General features: G+C 69.7%; 21 protein-coding genes. 12 read left to right on the top strand and 9 right to left on the bottom strand.

Going from position 1 to position 17424, the window contains the following annotated elements:
* Positions 1–9: 9 nt before the first annotated feature.
* Positions 10–660, bottom strand: a complete 651-nt coding sequence (gene leuE, locus ACZ45T_RS01020; RefSeq protein WP_468436073.1) for a leucine efflux protein LeuE — start codon at positions 658–660, stop codon at positions 10–12.
* Between the two features lie 45 nt (positions 661–705).
* Entirely contained in the window at positions 706–2286 is a 1581-nt protein-coding gene (locus ACZ45T_RS01015) for an acyl-CoA mutase large subunit family protein (RefSeq protein ID WP_468436071.1), read from the bottom strand.
* Positions 2287–2465: 179 nt separating this feature from the next.
* On the opposite strand from ACZ45T_RS01015, the gene ACZ45T_RS01010 reads away from it, so the two are divergent.
* Complete coding sequence (locus ACZ45T_RS01010; protein WP_468436069.1) at positions 2466–3335, top strand: L,D-transpeptidase family protein; 870 nt, start codon at positions 2466–2468, stop codon at positions 3333–3335.
* A 273-nt stretch (positions 3336–3608) separates the two neighbouring features.
* On the opposite strand, the gene ACZ45T_RS01005 is transcribed toward ACZ45T_RS01010, so the two are convergent.
* Positions 3609–4643, bottom strand: coding sequence for a hypothetical protein (locus ACZ45T_RS01005; protein WP_468436067.1), 1035 nt, complete (start codon positions 4641–4643; stop codon positions 3609–3611).
* Complete coding sequence (locus ACZ45T_RS01000) at positions 4643–5395, bottom strand: RNA polymerase sigma factor (RefSeq protein WP_468436978.1); 753 nt, start codon at positions 5393–5395, stop codon at positions 4643–4645. Before ACZ45T_RS01000 ends, ACZ45T_RS01005 begins: the two co-directional genes overlap by 1 nt.
* 356 nt (positions 5396–5751) lie before the next feature.
* On the opposite strand from ACZ45T_RS01000, the gene ACZ45T_RS00995 reads away from it, so the two are divergent.
* The 5 genes from ACZ45T_RS00995 to ACZ45T_RS00975 all read left to right on the top strand — a co-directional run bounded on the left by ACZ45T_RS00995 (position 5752) and on the right by ACZ45T_RS00975 (position 9941).
* Positions 5752–6357, top strand: coding sequence for a 2-oxo-4-hydroxy-4-carboxy-5-ureidoimidazoline decarboxylase (locus tag ACZ45T_RS00995; RefSeq protein WP_468436065.1), 606 nt, complete (start codon positions 5752–5754; stop codon positions 6355–6357).
* A 152-nt stretch (positions 6358–6509) separates the two neighbouring features.
* On the top strand, positions 6510–6890 hold the full coding sequence (gene sdhC / locus ACZ45T_RS00990; RefSeq protein ID WP_360897357.1) for a succinate dehydrogenase, cytochrome b556 subunit: 381 nt from the start codon (positions 6510–6512) through the stop codon (positions 6888–6890).
* 5 nt (positions 6891–6895) lie between these two features.
* Positions 6896–7387 (top strand): succinate dehydrogenase hydrophobic membrane anchor subunit, encoded by a 492-nt coding sequence (locus ACZ45T_RS00985; protein ID WP_468436062.1) that lies wholly within the window; start codon positions 6896–6898, stop codon positions 7385–7387.
* Positions 7388–7410: 23 nt separating this feature from the next.
* Positions 7411–9165, top strand: coding sequence for a succinate dehydrogenase flavoprotein subunit (gene sdhA, locus ACZ45T_RS00980; RefSeq protein WP_468436060.1), 1755 nt, complete (start codon positions 7411–7413; stop codon positions 9163–9165).
* Positions 9165–9941, top strand: coding sequence for a succinate dehydrogenase iron-sulfur subunit (locus tag ACZ45T_RS00975; RefSeq protein ID WP_468436058.1), 777 nt, complete (start codon positions 9165–9167; stop codon positions 9939–9941). The genes sdhA and ACZ45T_RS00975 overlap by 1 nt, the downstream gene beginning before the upstream one ends.
* A 173-nt stretch (positions 9942–10114) precedes the next feature.
* Here ACZ45T_RS00975 and ACZ45T_RS00970 read toward each other — a convergent pair whose 3' ends face one another.
* The 5 genes from ACZ45T_RS00970 to ACZ45T_RS00950 form a co-directional block, all read right to left on the bottom strand.
* The gene (locus ACZ45T_RS00970) at positions 10115–10468 is read right to left on the bottom strand and encodes an ASCH domain-containing protein (RefSeq protein ID WP_468436056.1); all 354 of its coding nucleotides are present in this window, start codon (positions 10466–10468) and stop codon (positions 10115–10117) included.
* Positions 10465–11574, bottom strand: coding sequence for a hypothetical protein (locus ACZ45T_RS00965; protein WP_468436054.1), 1110 nt, complete (start codon positions 11572–11574; stop codon positions 10465–10467). Before ACZ45T_RS00965 ends, ACZ45T_RS00970 begins: the two co-directional genes overlap by 4 nt.
* Positions 11571–11804 carry a hypothetical protein gene (locus ACZ45T_RS00960; RefSeq protein WP_468436052.1) on the bottom strand — a complete coding sequence of 78 codons (234 nt, stop codon included), beginning with the start codon at positions 11802–11804 and terminating at the stop codon, positions 11571–11573. The genes ACZ45T_RS00965 and ACZ45T_RS00960 overlap by 4 nt, the downstream gene beginning before the upstream one ends.
* The gene (locus tag ACZ45T_RS00955; protein WP_468436050.1) at positions 11797–11970 is read right to left on the bottom strand and encodes a hypothetical protein; all 174 of its coding nucleotides are present in this window, start codon (positions 11968–11970) and stop codon (positions 11797–11799) included. The genes ACZ45T_RS00960 and ACZ45T_RS00955 overlap by 8 nt, the downstream gene beginning before the upstream one ends.
* A 108-nt stretch (positions 11971–12078) precedes the next feature.
* Entirely contained in the window at positions 12079–13263 is a 1185-nt protein-coding gene (locus tag ACZ45T_RS00950) for a helix-turn-helix domain-containing protein (RefSeq protein ID WP_468436048.1), read from the bottom strand.
* A gap of 175 nt (positions 13264–13438) precedes the next feature.
* Here ACZ45T_RS00950 and ACZ45T_RS00945 point away from each other — a divergent pair, with 175 nt between their 5' ends.
* The 6 genes from ACZ45T_RS00945 to ACZ45T_RS00920 all read left to right on the top strand — a co-directional run bounded on the left by ACZ45T_RS00945 (position 13439) and on the right by ACZ45T_RS00920 (position 17419).
* Positions 13439–14560 carry a serine hydrolase domain-containing protein gene (locus ACZ45T_RS00945; protein WP_468436046.1) on the top strand — a complete coding sequence of 374 codons (1122 nt, stop codon included), beginning with the start codon at positions 13439–13441 and terminating at the stop codon, positions 14558–14560.
* 124 nt (positions 14561–14684) lie between these two features.
* Positions 14685–15032: a hypothetical protein gene (locus ACZ45T_RS00940; RefSeq protein WP_468436044.1), complete on the top strand. Its 348-nt coding sequence runs from the start codon at positions 14685–14687 to the stop codon at positions 15030–15032.
* A gap of 82 nt (positions 15033–15114) precedes the next feature.
* Positions 15115–15663, top strand: a complete 549-nt coding sequence (locus ACZ45T_RS00935; RefSeq protein ID WP_468436042.1) for a hypothetical protein — start codon at positions 15115–15117, stop codon at positions 15661–15663.
* Positions 15664–15714: 51 nt separating this feature from the next.
* Positions 15715–16473, top strand: coding sequence for an alpha/beta fold hydrolase (locus ACZ45T_RS00930; RefSeq protein WP_468436040.1), 759 nt, complete (start codon positions 15715–15717; stop codon positions 16471–16473).
* A gap of 112 nt (positions 16474–16585) precedes the next feature.
* Entirely contained in the window at positions 16586–16990 is a 405-nt protein-coding gene (locus ACZ45T_RS00925) for a hypothetical protein (protein ID WP_468436038.1), read from the top strand.
* 21 nt (positions 16991–17011) lie between these two features.
* Positions 17012–17419: a thiol-disulfide oxidoreductase DCC family protein gene (locus tag ACZ45T_RS00920; RefSeq protein WP_468436036.1), complete on the top strand. Its 408-nt coding sequence runs from the start codon at positions 17012–17014 to the stop codon at positions 17417–17419.
* Positions 17420–17424: the final 5 nt, after the last annotated feature.

Below are 17424 nucleotides of genomic sequence, written 5' to 3'. Positions count from 1 at the left end.
GCCGACGCCTCAGCCGGCGGCGAGCTTGGCTGCGAAGCCCAGGAACAGCACGCCCGCCGCCGAGGTCGCCCCGGCCGACAGCCGCTTGCGGCGGCGGAACGCGGCCGAGAGGCGGGTGCCACCGAATATCAGCAGCGTCAGGTACAGGAAGCTGCCGGTCTGCAGCAGGCCGCCCAGGACCAGGAACGACAGGGCCGGGTAGGCGTAGGACGGGTCCACGAACTGCACGAAGAAGGACATCAGGAAGAGGATGGCCTTCGGGTTGAGGAGGCTGATCAGCAGCGCCCGCCGGTAGGGCCGCTCGCTTTCGCCCGGGTCGGCCAGGACGGCGGCCCGCTCCTCCTCCCGCTCCCGGCGCGTGCGCCACAGCGCCCAGGCGCCCCGCATCATGCCCACGGCCAGCCACGCCAGGTACCCGGCGCCGAGGACCTTCACCACGGTGAACACCAGCGGGCTCGCCTGGAGCAGCGCCCCGGCGCCCACGGCGGTCAGCAGCATCAGGACGGCGTCGCCGGTGAACACCCCGGCGGCGGCCTTGTACCCGGTGCGGACCCCGCGGCGGGCCGCCACGGACAGCACGTAGAGCGAGTTCGGCCCCGGCAGCAGAATGATCAGCACCAGGCCGGCGAGGTAGGTCGGAAGATCTGTCACACCCAGCATGGGCAGGAGTGTCCCACACGGTTGCACCTGTCAGTCCAGTCGATTTCACCAGGTGGAATCGACGGGTTCGTACGTCCCCCAGACCTCCCGCAGCGCCCCGCACACCTCCCCCACCGTGGCCCGGGCCCGCAGCGCCTCCTTCATCGGGTAGAGCACGTTCTCCGTCCCGCCGGCCGCCTCCCGCAGCGCCGCGAGCGCCGCCGCAACCGCCGCCCCGTCCCGCTCCGCCCGCAGCCGGGAGAGGGCCGCGCACTGCCGCGCCTCGATGGCCGGGTCCACGCGCAGCGGCTCGTACGGTTCCTCCCGCTCCAGCGCGAAGCGGTTGACCCCGACCACCACCCGCTCGCCGCTCTCGGTCTCCTGCGCGATGCGGTAGGCGTTGCGCTCGATCTCGCCCTTCTGGAAGCCGTTCTCGATCGCGGCCACCGCCCCGCCCTGGTCCTCGACCCGCCGCATCAGGTCCAGGGCGGCCGCCTCCAGCTCGTCCGTCATCCGCTCCACCACGTACGACCCGGCGAAGGGGTCCACGGTGTGCGGCACGTCCGTCTCGTACGCCAGGACCTGCTGGGTGCGCAGCGCGAGGCGGGCGGACTTCTCCGTCGGCAGCGCGATCGCCTCGTCGAAGGAGTTGGTGTGCAGCGACTGGGTGCCGCCCAGCACGGCGGCCAGGGCCTGCACGCCCACCCGTACGAGATTCAGCTCGGGCTGCTGCGCGGTCAGCTGGACCCCGGCCGTCTGGGTGTGGAAGCGCAGCATCAGCGATTTCGGATCGCGCGCCCCGAACTCCTCCCGCATGACCCGGGCCCAGATCCGCCGGGCAGCGCGGAACTTCGCGACCTCCTCCAGGAGGGTGGTGCGGGCGACGAAGAAGAAGGAGAGCCGGGGCGCGAACTCGTCGACGGCCATCCCGGCGGCGAGGGCCGTACGGACGTAGGCGATCCCGTCGGCGAGGGTGAAGGCCACCTCCTGCGCGGGCGAGGCCCCCGCCTCGGCCATGTGGTAGCCGGAGATGGAGATGGTGTTCCACTTGGGGATCTCGGCCCGGCAGTAGCGGAAGGTGTCGGCCGTCAGCCGGAGCGAGGGCTCGGGCGGGAAGATGTACGTCCCGCGTGCGATGTACTCCTTCAGCACGTCGTTCTGGACGGTCCCCGTCAGCTGCGCGCCCGAGATGCCCTGTTCCTCCGCGACCAGTTGGTAGAGCAGCAGGAGCAGTGCGGCGGGCGCGTTGATGGTCATGGAGGTGGAGACCCGGTCGAGGGGGATCCCGTCGAACAGCGTCCGCATGTCGTCGACCGAGTCGACGGCGACCCCGACCTTGCCGACCTCACCGTGCGCGAGCGGGGCGTCGGAGTCGTGTCCCATCTGGGTGGGCAGGTCGAAGGCGACGGACAGCCCGGTGCCGCCGCCCGCGATGAGCTGCCGGTAGCGGGCGTTGGACTCGGTGGCCGTGCCGAAACCGGCGTACTGCCGCATGGTCCAGGGCCGGCCGGTGTACATCGTGGGATAAATCCCCCGCGTGTAGGGGAAGTCGCCCGGTTCGCCCAGTTGGTCCGCCGGGTCCCACCCCGTCAGGTCGCCGGGCCCGTAGACGGGTTCGATCGGGATACCGCTCTCGGTGCGTGCCATGTGACGAAGACCTCCGTGGAGCAACCGGGCCCGGGGCTGATACAACCGTCCCCGCATATCGCTTCGTAAGGCTGCGGACGGTTGCTGGTCACAATGGCGCAACATCCCGGGACCCAGTGCAACTCTCCACGCGCGCGAGGCATCACCTAGATACACGACGTAGAAATCGGGGGACTGCAATGCAGCGCCAAAGAGTCATAATCCGCACGATCGGGGTGGCAACCGCCGTCGCGCTCGCCGCGACCGCCTGCGGGCCGCAGAAAGCTGAGTCCGCCGGCTCCGCTTCCTCGGCTTCGTCTTCGCCCGTGGCGGGCGCCTCCCCCGAAGCCTCACCGTCCGACAACAAGCCCGGCGACGCATCGCCGTCGGCCTCGCCCTCCGCTTCGGCCTCCCCGTCGGCCTCGCCTTCGCCCTCGGTGAAGCAGATCATGGCCAACGGCGACGAGAGCGAGCAGGTGCGCGAGCTCCAGGCCCGGCTGAAGCAGCTCAAGCTGATGACGGTCGCGCCGACCGGCTTCTACGGCTCGAAGACGACGGCCGCGGTCAAGTCCTTCCAGTCGAAGCACAGCCTGAACGCGACCGGTTCGGTCGACGAGGCCAGCTGGAAGAAGATCCAGAGCCTCTCCAAGAAGCCCACCGCCGACGAGCTGCGCCCGCCGACCGTCAACGAGGTCGACGCTCCGGACCCGCGCTGCATGACGGGCCGGGTGATGTGCATCAGCAAGGAGAGCCGCACCCTCGCCTGGATGATCGACGGCAAGATCGTCTCCACGATGGACGTGCGCTTCGGCTCGGAGAACACCCCGACCCGCGAGGGCGAGTTCAAGGTGGACCGCAAGGAGAAGGACTGGGTGTCGACGATCTACCACACGCCCATGCCGTACGCGATGTTCTTCAGCGGCGGCCAGGCCGTGCACTACTCGGCCGACTTCGCGGCCCGCGGCTACGCCGGCGCCTCGCACGGCTGCGTGAACGTCCGGGACAAGGGCAAGCTGTCGGCGCTCTTCAACCAGGTGCAGGCCGGCGACAAGGTCGTCGTCTACTGGTGAGGTCGTGGGCCGGGGGCCGGGACCGGTCTCCGGTCCCTCCTGGTCGAGAAGTAAAGGGCGCGGGCAGGGCCGGGGGAACGTGCCCCGCCCGCGCCGGTTGCGCAGAGCCCAGGGGTACGGGGGGAACCCCGGCTCATGCGCGGCCGATGACCAGTCGGCTCGATATGTACTGCGCCACCGCCTCGAAAAGTGTTACAGGCAGGTCGGCACATGTTTCCGCACCTGTTTCCGCACCTGTTTCCGCACCTGTTTCCGCACAGGCCGGCGCATGTGTCAGCGACCGGTCAGCAGTCCCGTCGAACCCAGCGGAACGGCCGGCGTCAGGCGGCTCGGAGCCCTGAGGGTCCCGTCCTCCTGCGGGGCGTCGCCGCGCTTGGCGCCGGAGTCCCCGTCCAGCACCGTCTCGCAGTACTTCGGAATCCGGGCCAGGCCGTCGGCCAGGCGCGAGAGCCGCTCACGGCGGTCGTCGTTGATGCGGCCCGACCGGTAGTCCTTGCAGAGGTCCACGGCCTTGAGGCGGTTCTCCGTCTCGCGGTCCTTGGTGGGATCTCCGGTGCCGAAGGTGTCCTCGGTCCCGTCCTTGCCGCCCGCGCCGCTCTGGCCGCCCTGGGTGTCCTTGCCCGAGCCGCCGCCGGTCGCCGAGGTGCCCGACGAGGTCCCGGCGCTGTTCCCGGTCCCCGTTGTCGTACGCCCGTCCGCGCCCGGCGACTGCGTCGCGCCCGGGGTGGCCCCGGTGTTCGAGCCGTCCGGCAGCGGGGTGGACCGCAGCGTCGCGGCGGGGCTCGGGGCACCGGTGCCGATGCCCGGCGCCGGGTTCTCGTCGGCGCTGATGGACAGGGCCGGTCCGGGTCCCGCGCTGTCGTGCCGGGAGCGTTCCAGCAGCCCGGCGCCGGCCGCGGCGGCCAGCCCGCCGACGGCGACGCTCGCCAGAGCCGCCGCCAGGCCGAAGCTCACGGTGCGGCGGCGCCGGGGCGCGGGTGCGTGCACATGTGTGCGCGCGTGCGCGGGGACGACGCGGCCGAGATCGATCAGTGGTTCGCCGGGTGCGCCCGATGCGGCTGCCGAGGGGCGGCCCGAGGAACCGCGCGCCACGCGGAAGGCGGCCAGCGCCGCGGCCTCGCCGGGCAGCTCCGTGCCGGCGGGCGGCAGCTCGGCCGAGGGGGCCAGGGCGTCGAGGGCGGCGCGCAGCCGGGCGGCCTCGATGCGGGCCTGCCGGTCGGCGGCCGGACCCACAGGTTCCACCGGTTCGCCGCGCAGCAGTCTGTCCGCCGCGGCTTCGTCCAGCCACCTGTTGCGCTCGTCGGCCATCACATGTCCTTCTGCGTCCGCCAACGTGAATGCGTCACACCGGTTTGTTCCACGAAGCCCCTGCCCCGGCCGCGCTGCGCGGGTACGGCGTCGAGATCCCTCCCGTCCCCGCCGTCCCACGGCTGGCCATCGGCATTATGACCGACCGGCGTGGCCGGGTCGGAGGCGGTGTCCGAGGTCGGCTCGAACCCGCCCTCCAGGCCCTGTGCGGCGAGCAGCTCGGCCAGCTTCTTCAGACCGCGGTGGGCGGCCGTCCGTACGGCGCCGGGCCGCTTCCCGAGGGTCTCGGCCGCGCTCTTGGCGTCCAGTCCGACCACGACCCGCAGGACGACGGCCTCGGCCTGGTCCTGCGGCAGCTGCGCGATGAGCGCCATGGTCCGGCCGGTGGAGAGGGACTCCATCGCCGCGCCCGCGGTGTCGCAGTCGGCGGCCCACGCGGTGAGCTCGGTGTCGTCGCCGCCGATGGCGGGGCGGCGGCCGCGCATGCGGATGTGGTCGAGGGCCCGGTTGCGGGCGATGCGGGCGGCCCAGCCGCGGAAGCGGTCGGCGTCGCCGGTGAAGGAGTCGAGGTCGCGGGCGATCTGCAGCCAGGCCTCCGAGGTCACGTCCTCCGCGTCGCCGTCTCCGACGAGCGTGCGTACGTAACCGAGCAGGCGCGGGTGCACGGCGCGGTACACAGCGCGGAATCCGTTCTCGTCGCCGCCCTGCGCCGCGAGCACCGCGGCGGTCAGCTCCGCGTCGTCCCCCAGCAAAGTCCCCAACCCGTTCACTGTCCTGTACGTGTGGCGCAAATCAGCACGTTACGGCTTTCAAGTACCTCACGTCCACGACTGGTACAACGAGCAACCATTCCTGTGCGGAGCGAGGTGTGACACAAAACGCACTCGGGGCGCTGACAGGGATACGGGCTTGTCGCACGAGTCCGTGACGGACGGCGGCCGGGGCCTCTCCTGTGGGGGGTGGCGGCCTCGGTCGCCCTCCCCGTCCCCGGCTCGCGCGATCCGCGCCAGAGTAAGTGTCCGTCCGTGGCACGGGGCGTCATCCTTTCGGCTCACTTCCGGGTGAAAACCCTGCACGGGTACGACACACCCTGCCTCGCGTCGATAGCGTGGCGGCACATCCGCGCCGCGCCCCGAGGAGCCCCCTGCTGTCCAGCCATCTTCCGGCACAGGCCCGCGGCAGCTCCGACCCTTCCCACGGCTCCGGACTGGTGCGGTTCAACGCCCTGTCCCCCGAAGTCGCCCACGCCGTCCTGCTGCATTGCTGTGGAAGCCGGCGCTGGGCGCACCGGCTGGCCACGCACCGCCCCTACCCCGACACCGGCGCCCTACTCGCCGCCGCGGACGAGGCCTCGTACGACCTCTCGCAGGCGGACCTGACGGAGGCGCTGGCCGCCGAGTGCTCGGCGGAACTGGGGCACGGGGCCCCGTACGCGGCGCTGCTCGCCCTCGACGCGGCCCACGCGGAATACGAGCGGAAGTTCGGCCACGCCTTCGTGATCAGCCTCGACGGGCACCCGCCGGAGGAGCAGGCGGACCAGCTGCTGGCGGCGATACGCCGGCGGATGGGGCACGAGGTGGACGAGGAGCGCTCGATCTCCGCCGACGAGCTGCGGCGCGTCGCGCGGACCCGGCTGGCCGACATGACGCGCTGGCTGACCTCCGCGGATGGGGTATCTGGCGACGAATTCAGGCTATTCGCCCCTGTGGGATAGCCCGTCCGTGGCTGTTTGATCACACCGATGACCCCCGGGCGAAGGAACCGACAAAGCGTCGCTACGATGTCCGGGGCCGGAGGACCGTACCCGGCCGGGCCCGACCGACAAAGAAGCCGGCTGGCCCCCGCCCCGCTTCCGGAGGGTTTTCCGTGCCGGCTGGAACGTTGTACCGCGGCCGGGAAGGAATGTGGTCCTGGGTGGCTCATCGAGTCACCGGCGTCCTCATTTTCTTCTTCCTGTTCGTACACGTCCTCGACACCGCTCTCGTCCGCGTCTCTCCCGAGGCGTACGACGATGTCGTGGCTACCTACAAGACTCCGATCGTCGCGCTGCTGGAGTACGGCCTCGTCGCCGCAATCCTGTTCCACGCGCTCAACGGTCTCCGTGTCATCGCCGTGGACTTCTGGTCCAAGGGCCCCCGCTACCAGAAGCAGATGCTCTGGAGCGTCGTGGGCGTCTGGATCGTGCTGATGGCCGGGGCCGTTTACCCCGTCCTGAACCACGCCTACCTTGAACTGTTCGGGAAGTGACACGCATGTCCTCTGACACTTCTTCCGTCGACATGACCAAGGCCGTCGGCGACGTCGAGGGAGTTTCCCTCTACGACGTCGACAACCCCGCGCCTTACATCGAGGCCCCGCGCAAGCGCACGGGCAAGACCCCGCGCTCGACCCGCGGCAACTTCGAGATGGTCGCGTGGCTCTTCATGCGCCTCTCGGGCATCGTGCTCGTCGTCCTCGTCATCGGCCACCTGCTGATCCAGCTGGTGCTCGACGGCGGCGTCTCCAAGATCGGCTTCGCCTTCGTGGCCGGCCGCTGGGCGTCCCCGTTCTGGCAGGTCTGGGACCTGCTGATGCTGTGGCTGGCGATGCTGCACGGCGCCAACGGCCTGCGTACCGTCATCAACGACTACGCGGAGCGTGCCAACACGCGGCTGTGGCTGAAGGGCCTGCTCTACACCGCCACGGTGTTCACCATCCTTCTGGGCACGCTGGTGATCTTCACCTTCGACCCGAACATCCGCTAGGCAACGGGGCTGAGGCGAAACCAATGAAGATCCACAAGTACGACACCGTCATCGTCGGCGCGGGTGGCGCGGGCATGCGCGCCGCCATCGAGTCGACGAAGCGCAGCCGCACCGCCGTGCTGACGAAGCTCTACCCCACCCGCTCCCACACGGGCGCCGCGCAGGGCGGCATGGCCGCCGCGCTGGCCAACGTGGAAGAGGACAACTGGGAGTGGCACACCTTCGACACGGTCAAGGGCGGTGACTACCTGGTCGACCAGGACGCCGCCGAGATCCTGGCGAAGGAGGCCATCGACGCGGTCCTCGACCTGGAGAAGATGGGCCTGCCGTTCAACCGCACCCCGGACGGCACCATCGACCAGCGCCGCTTCGGCGGCCACTCGCGCAACCACGGCGAGGCCCCGGTCCGCCGGTCCTGCTACGCCGCGGACCGCACCGGTCACATGATCCTCCAGACGCTGTACCAGAACTGCGTCAAGGAGGGCGTGGAGTTCTTCAACGAGTTCTACGTCCTGGACCAGCTCCTGGTCGAGGAGGACGGCGTCAAGAAGTCGGCCGGTGTGGTCGCGTACGAGCTCGCCACCGGCGAGATCCACGTGTTCCAGGCGAAGGCCGTCATCTACGCCTCCGGCGGCACCGGCAAGTTCTTCAAGGTGACCTCGAACGCGCACACCCTCACGGGTGACGGCCAGGCGGCCTGCTACCGCCGCGGTCTGCCGCTGGAGGACATGGAGTTCTTCCAGTTCCACCCGACGGGCATCTGGCGCATGGGCATCCTGCTGACGGAGGGCGCCCGCGGTGAGGGCGGCATCCTCCGCAACAAGGACGGCGAGCGCTTCATGGAGAAGTACGCGCCGGTCATGAAGGACCTCGCGTCCCGTGACGTCGTCTCGCGCTCCATCTACACCGAGATCCGTGAGGGCCGCGGCTGCGGTCCCGCCGGTGACCACGTGTACCTGGACCTGACGCACCTGCCGCCGGAGCAGCTCGACGCGAAGCTCCCGGACATCACCGAGTTCGCGCGCACCTACCTGGGCATCGAGCCGTACACGGACCCGATCCCGATCCAGCCCACCGCGCACTACGCCATGGGCGGCATCCCGACCAACGTCGAGGGTGAGGTCCTCAGCGACAACACCACCGTCGTCCCCGGCCTGTACGCGGCCGGCGAGGTCGCGTGCGTGTCGGTGCACGGCGCGAACCGCCTGGGCACCAACTCGCTGCTGGACATCAACGTCTTCGGCAAGCGCTCGGGCATCGCGGCCGCCGCGTACGCCCACGCCAACGACTACGTCGAGCTGCCGGAGAACCCGGCGCAGCAGGTCATCGACCTCGTCGAGCACCTGCGCAACTCCACGGGCAACGAGCGGGTCGCCGAGCTGCGTCTGGAGCTCCAGGAGACGATGGACGCGTGCGTGATGGTGTTCCGTACGGAGCAGACCATCAAGACCGCGGTCGAGAAGATCGCGGAGCTGCGCGAGCGCTACAAGAACGTGTCCGTCCAGGACAAGGGCAAGCGCTTCAACACGGACCTGCTTGAGGCCATCGAGCTGGGCAACCTGCTCGACCTGGCCGAGGTCATGGCCGTGTCCGCGCTGGCGCGCAAGGAGTCCCGCGGCGGTCACTACCGCGAGGACTACCCGAACCGCGACGACGTCAACTTCATGCGCCACACCATGGCGTACCGCGAGGTCGGCGACGACGGCAAGGACTCCGTCCGGCTGGACTACAAGCCCGTCGTCGTCACCCGCTACCAGCCGATGGAGCGTAAGTACTGATGGGAACCCCGACCCTGTCCAAGACGGACAAGATGGACGAGATGGAGGCGGCGGCCGCGGCTTCCCCCTTCATCACGGTCACGTTCCGGATCCGCCGCTTCAACCCGGAGATCTCGGACGAGTCGACCTGGCAGGACTTCCAGGTCGAGATCGACCCGAAGGAGCGCGTGCTCGACGGTCTCCACAAGATCAAGTGGGACCTCGACGGCACGCTGACCTTCCGCCGCTCGTGCGCGCACGGCATCTGCGGCTCCGACGCGATGCGGATCAACGGCAAGAACAGGCTCGCCTGCAAGACGCTGATCAAGGACATCAACCCGGAGAAGCCGATCACCGTCGAGGCCATCAAGGGCCTCACGGTGATGAAGGACCTCGTGGTCGACATGGAGCCCTTCTTCCAGGCCTACCGCGACGTCATGCCGTTCCTGGTCACCAAGGGCAACGAGCCGACGCGCGAGCGCCTGCAGTCCGCCGAGGACCGCGAGCGCTTCGACGACACCACCAAGTGCATCCTGTGCGCCGCGTGCACGTCCTCGTGCCCGGTGTTCTGGAACGACGGCCAGTACTTCGGCCCGGCGGCGATCGTCAACGCGCACCGCTTCATCTTCGACTCGCGTGACGAGGCCGGCGAGCAGCGGCTGGAGATCCTGAACGACAAGGACGGCGTGTGGCGCTGCCGCACGACCTTCAACTGCACCGACGCGTGCCCGCGTGGCATCGAGGTCACGAAGGCGATCCAGGAAGTCAAGCGTGCGCTGATCACGCGCCGCTTCTAGCCTTCTCGACGCGCCTGACTCCGTCCGTCGGCCTCAGCCGAGGCCGGTGGACGTCGAGGCCCCACCCTCCGGATCTTGTCCGTGGGGGCGGGGCCTTCGTCGTATCTGGCAGCCGAGGTCGGTCAGCCAGTCGGCGCCCCGGCACTACGGTCAGGGAGTGGCCCCGGCCGGAATCAGGCCAGCCTGATCTCAATGGCCAGGGCCCCCAGTGCTTCCTTCTCGGCCCCGTAAATAGCCCGAATGTTGGCGAGTTGCTGTTCTCGGCTGGAGGTGGGATTGACCTGCTCCGGTCCCTCGCCGTCCAGGAGGGCCTCGAATCCGTCGTACTCGGTCACTCGCACCACCTCGACGTGACACACGTCGTCGGCGCCCTTGATCCGAAAGCTGATCCGGTCTCCTGCGGCGAGGTCTGCGAGATGCGGGTACTTCACCCTGACCTCGATCGTCTTCTGTCCGGCGGCGACCAGTTCGAAATAGCGACGGTAGAGGTTCAGGTGGTGGATCCGGTTGTGGGGCTTGGTGCTCATGCTGGAGTACGGCTCCCTGCTGTCGTCATCACGCGGCCCAGTTCAGCCGCCGAGTACGAGCGGAAGAAGTGGCGCGGGTCCGAGAAGAGGACTTCAGCCAGCGCCAGTAGCCGCTCGGCGTACTCGGACAACGAGCCGGACCACAACCGAGTGTCCAGCATCCAGGGTTCTGCACCGTCAGGCAGCGGTGAACGCCCCTCACGGATCAGAGATTTGGACAGCTTTGCGCCTGTATCGGTGACGATCTGCGGGCAGAACAGGCGAGCAGGGAGCTGGCCCTGGGTGAGCCCAGCCGCCTGGAGAGCACCGTCGACGAGGTGGGAGCCGAACACCCAGTCACCGCCCTTGACCATGACGTGCAGGGTGCCGGAGTCGGTGGACAGAGCGAGTTCTTTGACCAGGTTTCGGTACAGCGTGGCGAGGTCGAGGTAGGCGCCGTGGTCGGGACCGATGAGCTCGCTGTACGGGCCGTGGTGGAGGCAGTGGGCGTGGACCTGGGCGCAGTCCCTGCGCTCCATGACGACCCGGGTCCGCTCGGCATGCTTTTCCGCCCAACCGCAGTCGGGTTCGAGGCAGGGCACACGCACGTGCGGGACGCCCGTCGACGGGGCCAGCCACCACCGGCAGGCGTCGATTCGGGGCAGCAGCCGCAGCCAAGTGCGGCGGTAGTCCTCGCCGCGCTGCTGGTCCGAATACATCTCGACGCGGTACGTCACGCCGGTCGCCTCCGACAGGGCTTCGAAGAGGGGCCGGTACAGCTCGTCGACTTGCGCACCGGTCCTCTCCTCGCCGATGGCCTGGGCGTAGGCGCGCTGGTAGCGGTGTCCTGTCGATGGGTCAACGGTGATCTCGTACGGCGCGTTGTCGAGGGCCCCGAAGGCGACGGCAACGGGGAGCCCGTAGCGGTCACGTGTCCGGGCCGCAGCCGCGAAGGTGAGAGCCTGGACCAGGCTCGTGCCGACGTGGGGTGCACCATTGATCTGCGTACCGACGCCGAAGGTGATGCGGTCCGGCCCGGCCGCGTGAATGCGCGGCGCGAGGACGTCCTCGGCGCTGGTCAGGGCGTTGGCGAGCACAGTGTTCGGCGAAACGGGGTGAGCGGTCATGTGTCGCTCCCTGGGATGGGCAAGACGGACTCGATGTTGTCGACGACGGTCGTGATCTCACGACCGGATGGAAGCCGGATGTAGGCCAGCTCCACCCAGTGCTCGTTGACCGCCGAGCTCGACACGTTCTCGTTGATGACAGCCATCAACTCGCCCTCGGCGCCGGACGCGATGTCGCGCACCCGCTTGCGCAGCAGGCGGTGCGGTACGTACTCGTACACCTCAGACATCCGGCTCCTCCTCGTCGGCGCCGGTGAAGCGCTCCCAGCCGACCATGGCGCGGTCGAGGAGTTCGGCGCTGGGCTCACCCGCCGCGCGAATGCCCAGACGCGAGGAGTCCGGGCTGTCGATACTCAGTACGTTCCGGGCACAGCTCTGCGTGATGTTGCTGGTCACAGGGTCACTCCCTACCGTCGTCAGCGGGTGGTGAGACCAGGGTGAGGGCACAACAAGGCCCCAGCTACCACGAGTTGGTGATAACTGGGGCCAAGGCCTAACAGGGTGCTATACCCCCAGCCAGTTGCCGTACGAGAGGAACGAGTCCGGCAGCTGGCGGTGTGCCGCCTCCAGCCCCGAGTAGGTGTCCCGCACCGTCTGGTGATAGCGGGCCTGCTGCGGCGCAGCCTTCCGCGCCTTCAGCAGGTTCTCGAAGCTGGTGTGCAGGTCGCCGGTCCACAGCTGCGCTCGGGCCAGCTCCGCGTAGTGGTGCGACTTCCTCGACTGCGGCCAGTCCTGCGGGACCTGCACACTGCGACCCGTCTGCGCGGCCTGCCCGTACTCGTCCAGCTCGGCCAGGACGGAGACGCGGTGGACCTTCACGTTCGTCGGGCCGAACGCCAGATAGTGCACCTTGGCCGCCTCCCCGGTGCCGGCGGCGATCCGCTCGGCCTCGGCCAGGTGCCCTTCCGCCTTCCCCTGGTCCTTGGAACGGCCGGCCATGACTGCCGCGCCGAGGTGGAGCTGTCCGGTGACGACCTCCCGTTCGTGCCCGGGATCGGCCTGCTCCAGGATGCTCAGGCCGAGGGTGGTGAGCCGCTGGCCGGTGCGGTATTGGCCGTCGCGGAGGTAGGTGAGGGCGCGCATGTAGCGGTAGATCCCGCCTAGTGCCGCGCTGGAGCCGCGTTCAGCGGCCCAGTCCATGCGGGCGAGGGCGATGGCCGCCAGGTCGCTGTAGCCGAGCTTCGAAGTCACGTCGTAGGCAGAGCGGTACGTGCTGGCCAGGAGGAGCCAGCCCTCGTGACTCGGGGCCGCGTGTGCGGCCGTGGTGACCTCCTGGATGAGCCCCGGAACCAGGGTGGCGGCCTGCTTGATCTCCCCGGCGCGGACGGCGACGAGGAGCGCTTCAGCGTCGTCGGCGAGCAGTTGGTGGGGGCGGGGGGTGATGTCGGGGTCGGCGCCGAGGTCGTACACGTCGAGGGCTTCGCGGATCGGACGGACGAGGACGTCCAGCTGGTCCTCGCGGAGTTCATTGACGTACGGCTGGCCCGTGACCGTGGAAACCTCGACACGGAGGGCTCGGGCGATCTGGCCGATGACGTACGGGCTCGCGGGCTTCACGCCCTGCTCGGCCTTGGTGAGGGTGCTGTAGGGGACTCCGGAGAGGTCGGACAGCGCCGTCTGGGTGAGGTGGCGTTCGAGGCGCAGGCGCTTGATGCGCGCGCCGGTGTGGTCATGAGGAAGAGCATGCATACTGGGCTCCAGTTCTGACTCGACACCAGAACGGTACCGGTACACGACAAAATCGCCCCCTCTCAGCCTTCGGGCCGGGAGGGGGCGTCGCGCTGTTCAGTAGGGGGCAAGTGGGGGGCGGGTGGGGGGTGTCACCCATGGTCCGTGGATCACCCGCACGGGCAAGCTCGACCGCATGACGAACACCGCGAACAGCGCGAACTCCGCCTCCCGCACGACCCGTTGGATCTCCCTCGTCGCTGCCGGCGCGGCCCTCGTGTCGGTCACCGCCGGGGCCGTGCTGCCCGCCTCGGCGGCCGAACGGCCCACCGCCCCCGTGACGGGCAGCCTCCGCGGGCACCAGACGCCCGACACCGCCGAGCTGGCCCCGCTGATGGCCCCGGGCGACGTCGCGAGCGGGACCATGGTCCGGGTGGGCGGGCCGGGCGTGCGGTGGACCGGGGCCACCGGGCCGCTCTCGGAGGACCCGGAGGCGAGCTTCCGTATCGGCAGCATCACCAAGCTGTTCACGTCCACCGTGGTGCTGCAGCTGGTGGCCGAGGGCCGCCTCACCCTGGACACCCCGGTTCAGCAGGTGCTGCCCGGCGCCCTCCCCGCGCAGTGGGAGCCGATCACCATCGGCCGGCTGCTGAGCCACACCAGCGGCCTGGGCAAGCCGTGCGTGCCCTTCCCCAAGGACGGCGCGCCGACGCCGGCGCAGGTGCTCACCCACTGGACCGATCCCGCCTGCCCCGCGCCCCAGTACCCCGTCACCGCGCAGCAGTACAACGGGGCCAACTACTTCGTCCTCGGCATGGTGATCGAGAAGGTGACCGGCCGTTCCTACGCCGACGAGGTCCAGCGCCGCATCACCCGCCCGCTCGGCCTGCGCCACACCTACGTCCCCCGGGCCGGGGACACCTCGCTCCCGAGCCCCTCGCTCACCGCCCCCGTCGCGATCGAGCCGTGGGCCTGGGCGGAGGGCGGCATGATCTCCAACGGCCCCGACCTGGAGCGCTTCCTCGGCACCCTGCTGCGCGGCCGTCTGCTGCCGCCCGAGCAGCAACGTCAGCTGTTCGCCATGCCCGAGCTCGCGGGGGACGCGCAGAACGCCTACAGCACGGGCGGTCTGATCCGGCACAAGATGGACGACGGCAGCTACGTCTGGGGCAAGTCCGGCTCGATGTACCCGAACGTGAACGGGGTCTTCGGTACCGCGGACGGCCGTCGCGTGCTCGTCTATTCCTTCACGCCCGTCACCACGGACCCCGACACGATGGTGGCCCACATAGGCAAGCTCGCCGAGGCGGCCTTCTGAACCATGCCCGGCAGAGCTGAGCGCCATTCGATCAACTCACGTAAATCATAAGGGAGTTGCCCTACCGTTGCGCCACAGCCGCTGACCCGCGGCTGTCCATTCGCAACGGGGAGAGACAACGACCATGTCGTTCATACAGAAGGCCGCCGTGATCGGCGCCTCCATGCTCGCCGCGTCCGCAGCCCTCGTGATGCCCGCCAACGCGTCTTCGCCGGTGCGGGTGGCCGAGGTCATGTCGGCGTCGGCAGCGGCGGGGTACTGCAACCAAGAGGTCTCCGGCGACCAGCACTTCGCCCAGGCCAGGTGTTACAACTACGGCTACACGTACTACGCCGTCCAGGTCGAGACGTGCGACGGCCGGGGCTGCGCCGTCCGCCGGGGCCCCTGGCGCAAGATGAACAGCGGCCAGTGGTCCGCCTACTCGGACAGCGGCACCTGGATCGTTCAGGGCGGCGTCGCGTTCGGCAACTAGGCCCGATCCGAAGGACAGGCCCTGGGGTCGGCGTCGGCGGAGCCCGTACCGAGCCCGGGGTGCCTGTGGAAGGATCGGCCACATGAGTGAGCAGCAGCCGAATCCTTACGCGAGCGACCCCAACCAGGGCGCCCAGCCCGGCACGCCCGGCCAGGGCGACTACAAGTGGGGGCCGGGCGAGGCCAGTTACGGATACCCGCAGCCCTACCCGACGGCCCCGGCCTACCAGCCGACCATCGGCGGCGCGGGCATCCCGGCCCCGGCGGGCTACCCCGCCGCCCCGGTCGGCGGCCCCGGCCTGTCCCTCGGCGACATCACCATCGCCGGGGACCAGATCATCACCCCGTCGGGGTCCATGCCGCTCAAGGGCGCGATGTGGAACGCGACCGACTTCTCGCGCACGGAGGAGAAGCTGCCGACGCACGCGATCGTGCTCGCGATCGTCTTCTTCCTGTTCTGCCTGCTCGGTCTGCTCTTCCTGCTGATGAAGGAGAAGACCACCACCGGCTACATCCAGATCACGGTGACCAGCGGTGGCCGCCACCACGCCACGATGATCCCGGCGGTGGACGCGAACACGTACGTGTGGGTGATGACGCAGGTCAACTACGCGCGGTCGCTGAGCTTCTGAGGGATCCGAAACGCGCTGGCGGTCCGGGCGCGGTCCGGCGAAGATCGCCGGATGACTATTTCTCATGATGTGGACGGGCCCTCGGACGGCCCCGCCGTCGTTCTGCTGCACTCCTCCGTCTGTGACCGCCGGATGTGGGAGCCCCAATGGCGGCCGCTGGCCGAGGCCGGCTTCCGCGTGGTCCGGCTGGACTTCCGCACCTGCGGGGACTCCCCCGCCGCCGAGGCCCCGTACAGCGACGGCGGCGACGTACGGGAGCTGCTGGACCACCTCGGGATCCGCCGGGCCGCCCTGGTCGGCAGCTCCTACGGCGGCCGGATAGCCCTCCAGCTCGCCGCGCTGCACCCCGAGCTGGTGACCTCGCTGCTGCTGCTCTGCCCGGGGATGCCGGGTGGCCGGGAAGCGAGCCCGGAGCTCATGGAGTTCCGCGCGGCCGAGGAAGCCCTCGTCGACGCGGAGGACCTGGCCGGCGCCGCCGAGCTCAATGCCCGCACCTGGCTGGGCCCCGACGCCGACGCCGACGCGCACGACCTCGTACGGGCCATGCAGCTCGGCAACCTCCGGGGCGCCCTGGCCGCGACCGGGGGCCACGAGCTGCCCGGGCCCCCGGCCGACCTGGCCGCGATCAAGGCCCCCGTCCTGGCCATCGGCGGCGCCCACGACCTCCCGGACTTCCGCGGCGCCGCCGCCGAGCTCCCCGCCCTCGTCCCGGGCGCCGTCCACCGCGAACTGCCCTGGGCCGGCCACCTCCCCTCCCTGGAGCGTCCTGCGGAGATCACCGGACTGATGCTGGAGTTCCTGCGCCGCTGAACCACTGAGCCACTGAGCCACTGAGCCCCCGAGCACTTAGCTTGAACTTGTTCAAAAAACGCCCTACAGTCAGAGACGTCAGCAGTTGAACGCGTTCAAGGGGGCTGGGGCAATGGACCTCACCGTGGTCACGTACGTCATCTACCTGCTCATCAGCATCGGGCTCACCGTCTGGGTGGCCCGTACGCTCAGCCGCAACGGCCGCGTCTTCATAGGCGACGTCCTCCAGGGGAACGAGAAGCTGGCGGACGCCGTCAACCAGCTTCTCGTGGTCGGCTTCTACCTCGTGAACATCGGCTTCGTGACCCTCTTCCTGCGGTCGAGCAAGGAGATCGGCACCGCCCGCGAGCTCTTCGAGGCGCTCTCGGTCAAGCTCGGCGTCGTCCTGCTGGTCCTCGGGGTCATGCACCTCGGAAACGTGTGGGTGCTGAACAAGATGCGCCGCCGCGGAATCATGGAACGCCAGCAGACTCCGCCCGTCGCCCCGCAGGGGTGGACCGCACCGGCCGGGGCCTGACCGGTGACACCCACCCGAGCAGTGCGGAATCTGACCGTCCTCTACGACGCCGGCTGCCCGCTCTGCGTACACATCCGGCACTGGCTGCTCGCGCAGCGCTGGCTGGTCCCGCTCGCACTGGTCCCCGCCGCGTCCCACGAGGCGCGGCGGCGGTTCCCGCAGCTCGACCACGCGTCGACGCTCCGGGAGATCACCGTCGTCGGGGACTCGGGGCAGGTGTGGACCGGCACCGACGCCTTCATCGTGTGCCTCTGGGCGCTGGTCGAACACCGGCCGAAGGCCAACTGGCTGGCCACCCCCGCCGGGCGGCCCTTCGCCCGGGCGGCCATGTACACGGCCTCCCGATGGCGGGAGGCGGTACGGACCGAAGGCCACCCGCAGGGCCTTGAAGGACCGGCCTGTGACGACCAGTGCTCCGTCCCCCGATAGGCTCA

It is taken from the genome of Streptomyces sp. NPDC030995 (assembly GCF_055571215.1).
This window is presented reverse-complemented; position numbering and strand designations above follow the sequence as displayed.

Excerpts from the sequence above, each read along its gene's own strand:
- leuE (WP_468436073.1), bottom strand. The coding sequence starts at position 660 with ATGCTGGGTGTGACAGATCTTCCGACCTACCTCGCCGGCCTGGTGCTG.
- ACZ45T_RS01015 (WP_468436071.1), bottom strand. The coding sequence starts at position 2,286 with ATGGCACGCACCGAGAGCGGTATCCCGATCGAACCCGTCTACGGGCCC.
- ACZ45T_RS01010 (WP_468436069.1), top strand. The coding sequence starts at position 2,466 with ATGCAGCGCCAAAGAGTCATAATCCGCACGATCGGGGTGGCAACCGCC.
- ACZ45T_RS01005 (WP_468436067.1), bottom strand. The coding sequence starts at position 4,643 with ATGGCCGACGAGCGCAACAGGTGGCTGGACGAAGCCGCGGCGGACAGA.
- ACZ45T_RS00985 (WP_468436062.1), top strand. The coding sequence starts at position 6,896 with ATGTCCTCTGACACTTCTTCCGTCGACATGACCAAGGCCGTCGGCGAC.
- sdhA (WP_468436060.1), top strand. The coding sequence starts at position 7,411 with ATGAAGATCCACAAGTACGACACCGTCATCGTCGGCGCGGGTGGCGCG.
- ACZ45T_RS00975 (WP_468436058.1), top strand. The coding sequence starts at position 9,165 with ATGGGAACCCCGACCCTGTCCAAGACGGACAAGATGGACGAGATGGAG.
- ACZ45T_RS00970 (WP_468436056.1), bottom strand. The coding sequence starts at position 10,468 with ATGAGCACCAAGCCCCACAACCGGATCCACCACCTGAACCTCTACCGT.
- ACZ45T_RS00965 (WP_468436054.1), bottom strand. The coding sequence starts at position 11,574 with ATGACCGCTCACCCCGTTTCGCCGAACACTGTGCTCGCCAACGCCCTG.
- ACZ45T_RS00960 (WP_468436052.1), bottom strand. The coding sequence starts at position 11,804 with ATGTCTGAGGTGTACGAGTACGTACCGCACCGCCTGCTGCGCAAGCGG.
- ACZ45T_RS00950 (WP_468436048.1), bottom strand. The coding sequence starts at position 13,263 with ATGCATGCTCTTCCTCATGACCACACCGGCGCGCGCATCAAGCGCCTG.
- ACZ45T_RS00945 (WP_468436046.1), top strand. The coding sequence starts at position 13,439 with ATGACGAACACCGCGAACAGCGCGAACTCCGCCTCCCGCACGACCCGT.
- ACZ45T_RS00940 (WP_468436044.1), top strand. The coding sequence starts at position 14,685 with ATGTCGTTCATACAGAAGGCCGCCGTGATCGGCGCCTCCATGCTCGCC.
- ACZ45T_RS00935 (WP_468436042.1), top strand. The coding sequence starts at position 15,115 with ATGAGTGAGCAGCAGCCGAATCCTTACGCGAGCGACCCCAACCAGGGC.
- ACZ45T_RS00930 (WP_468436040.1), top strand. The coding sequence starts at position 15,715 with ATGACTATTTCTCATGATGTGGACGGGCCCTCGGACGGCCCCGCCGTC.
- ACZ45T_RS00925 (WP_468436038.1), top strand. The coding sequence starts at position 16,586 with ATGGACCTCACCGTGGTCACGTACGTCATCTACCTGCTCATCAGCATC.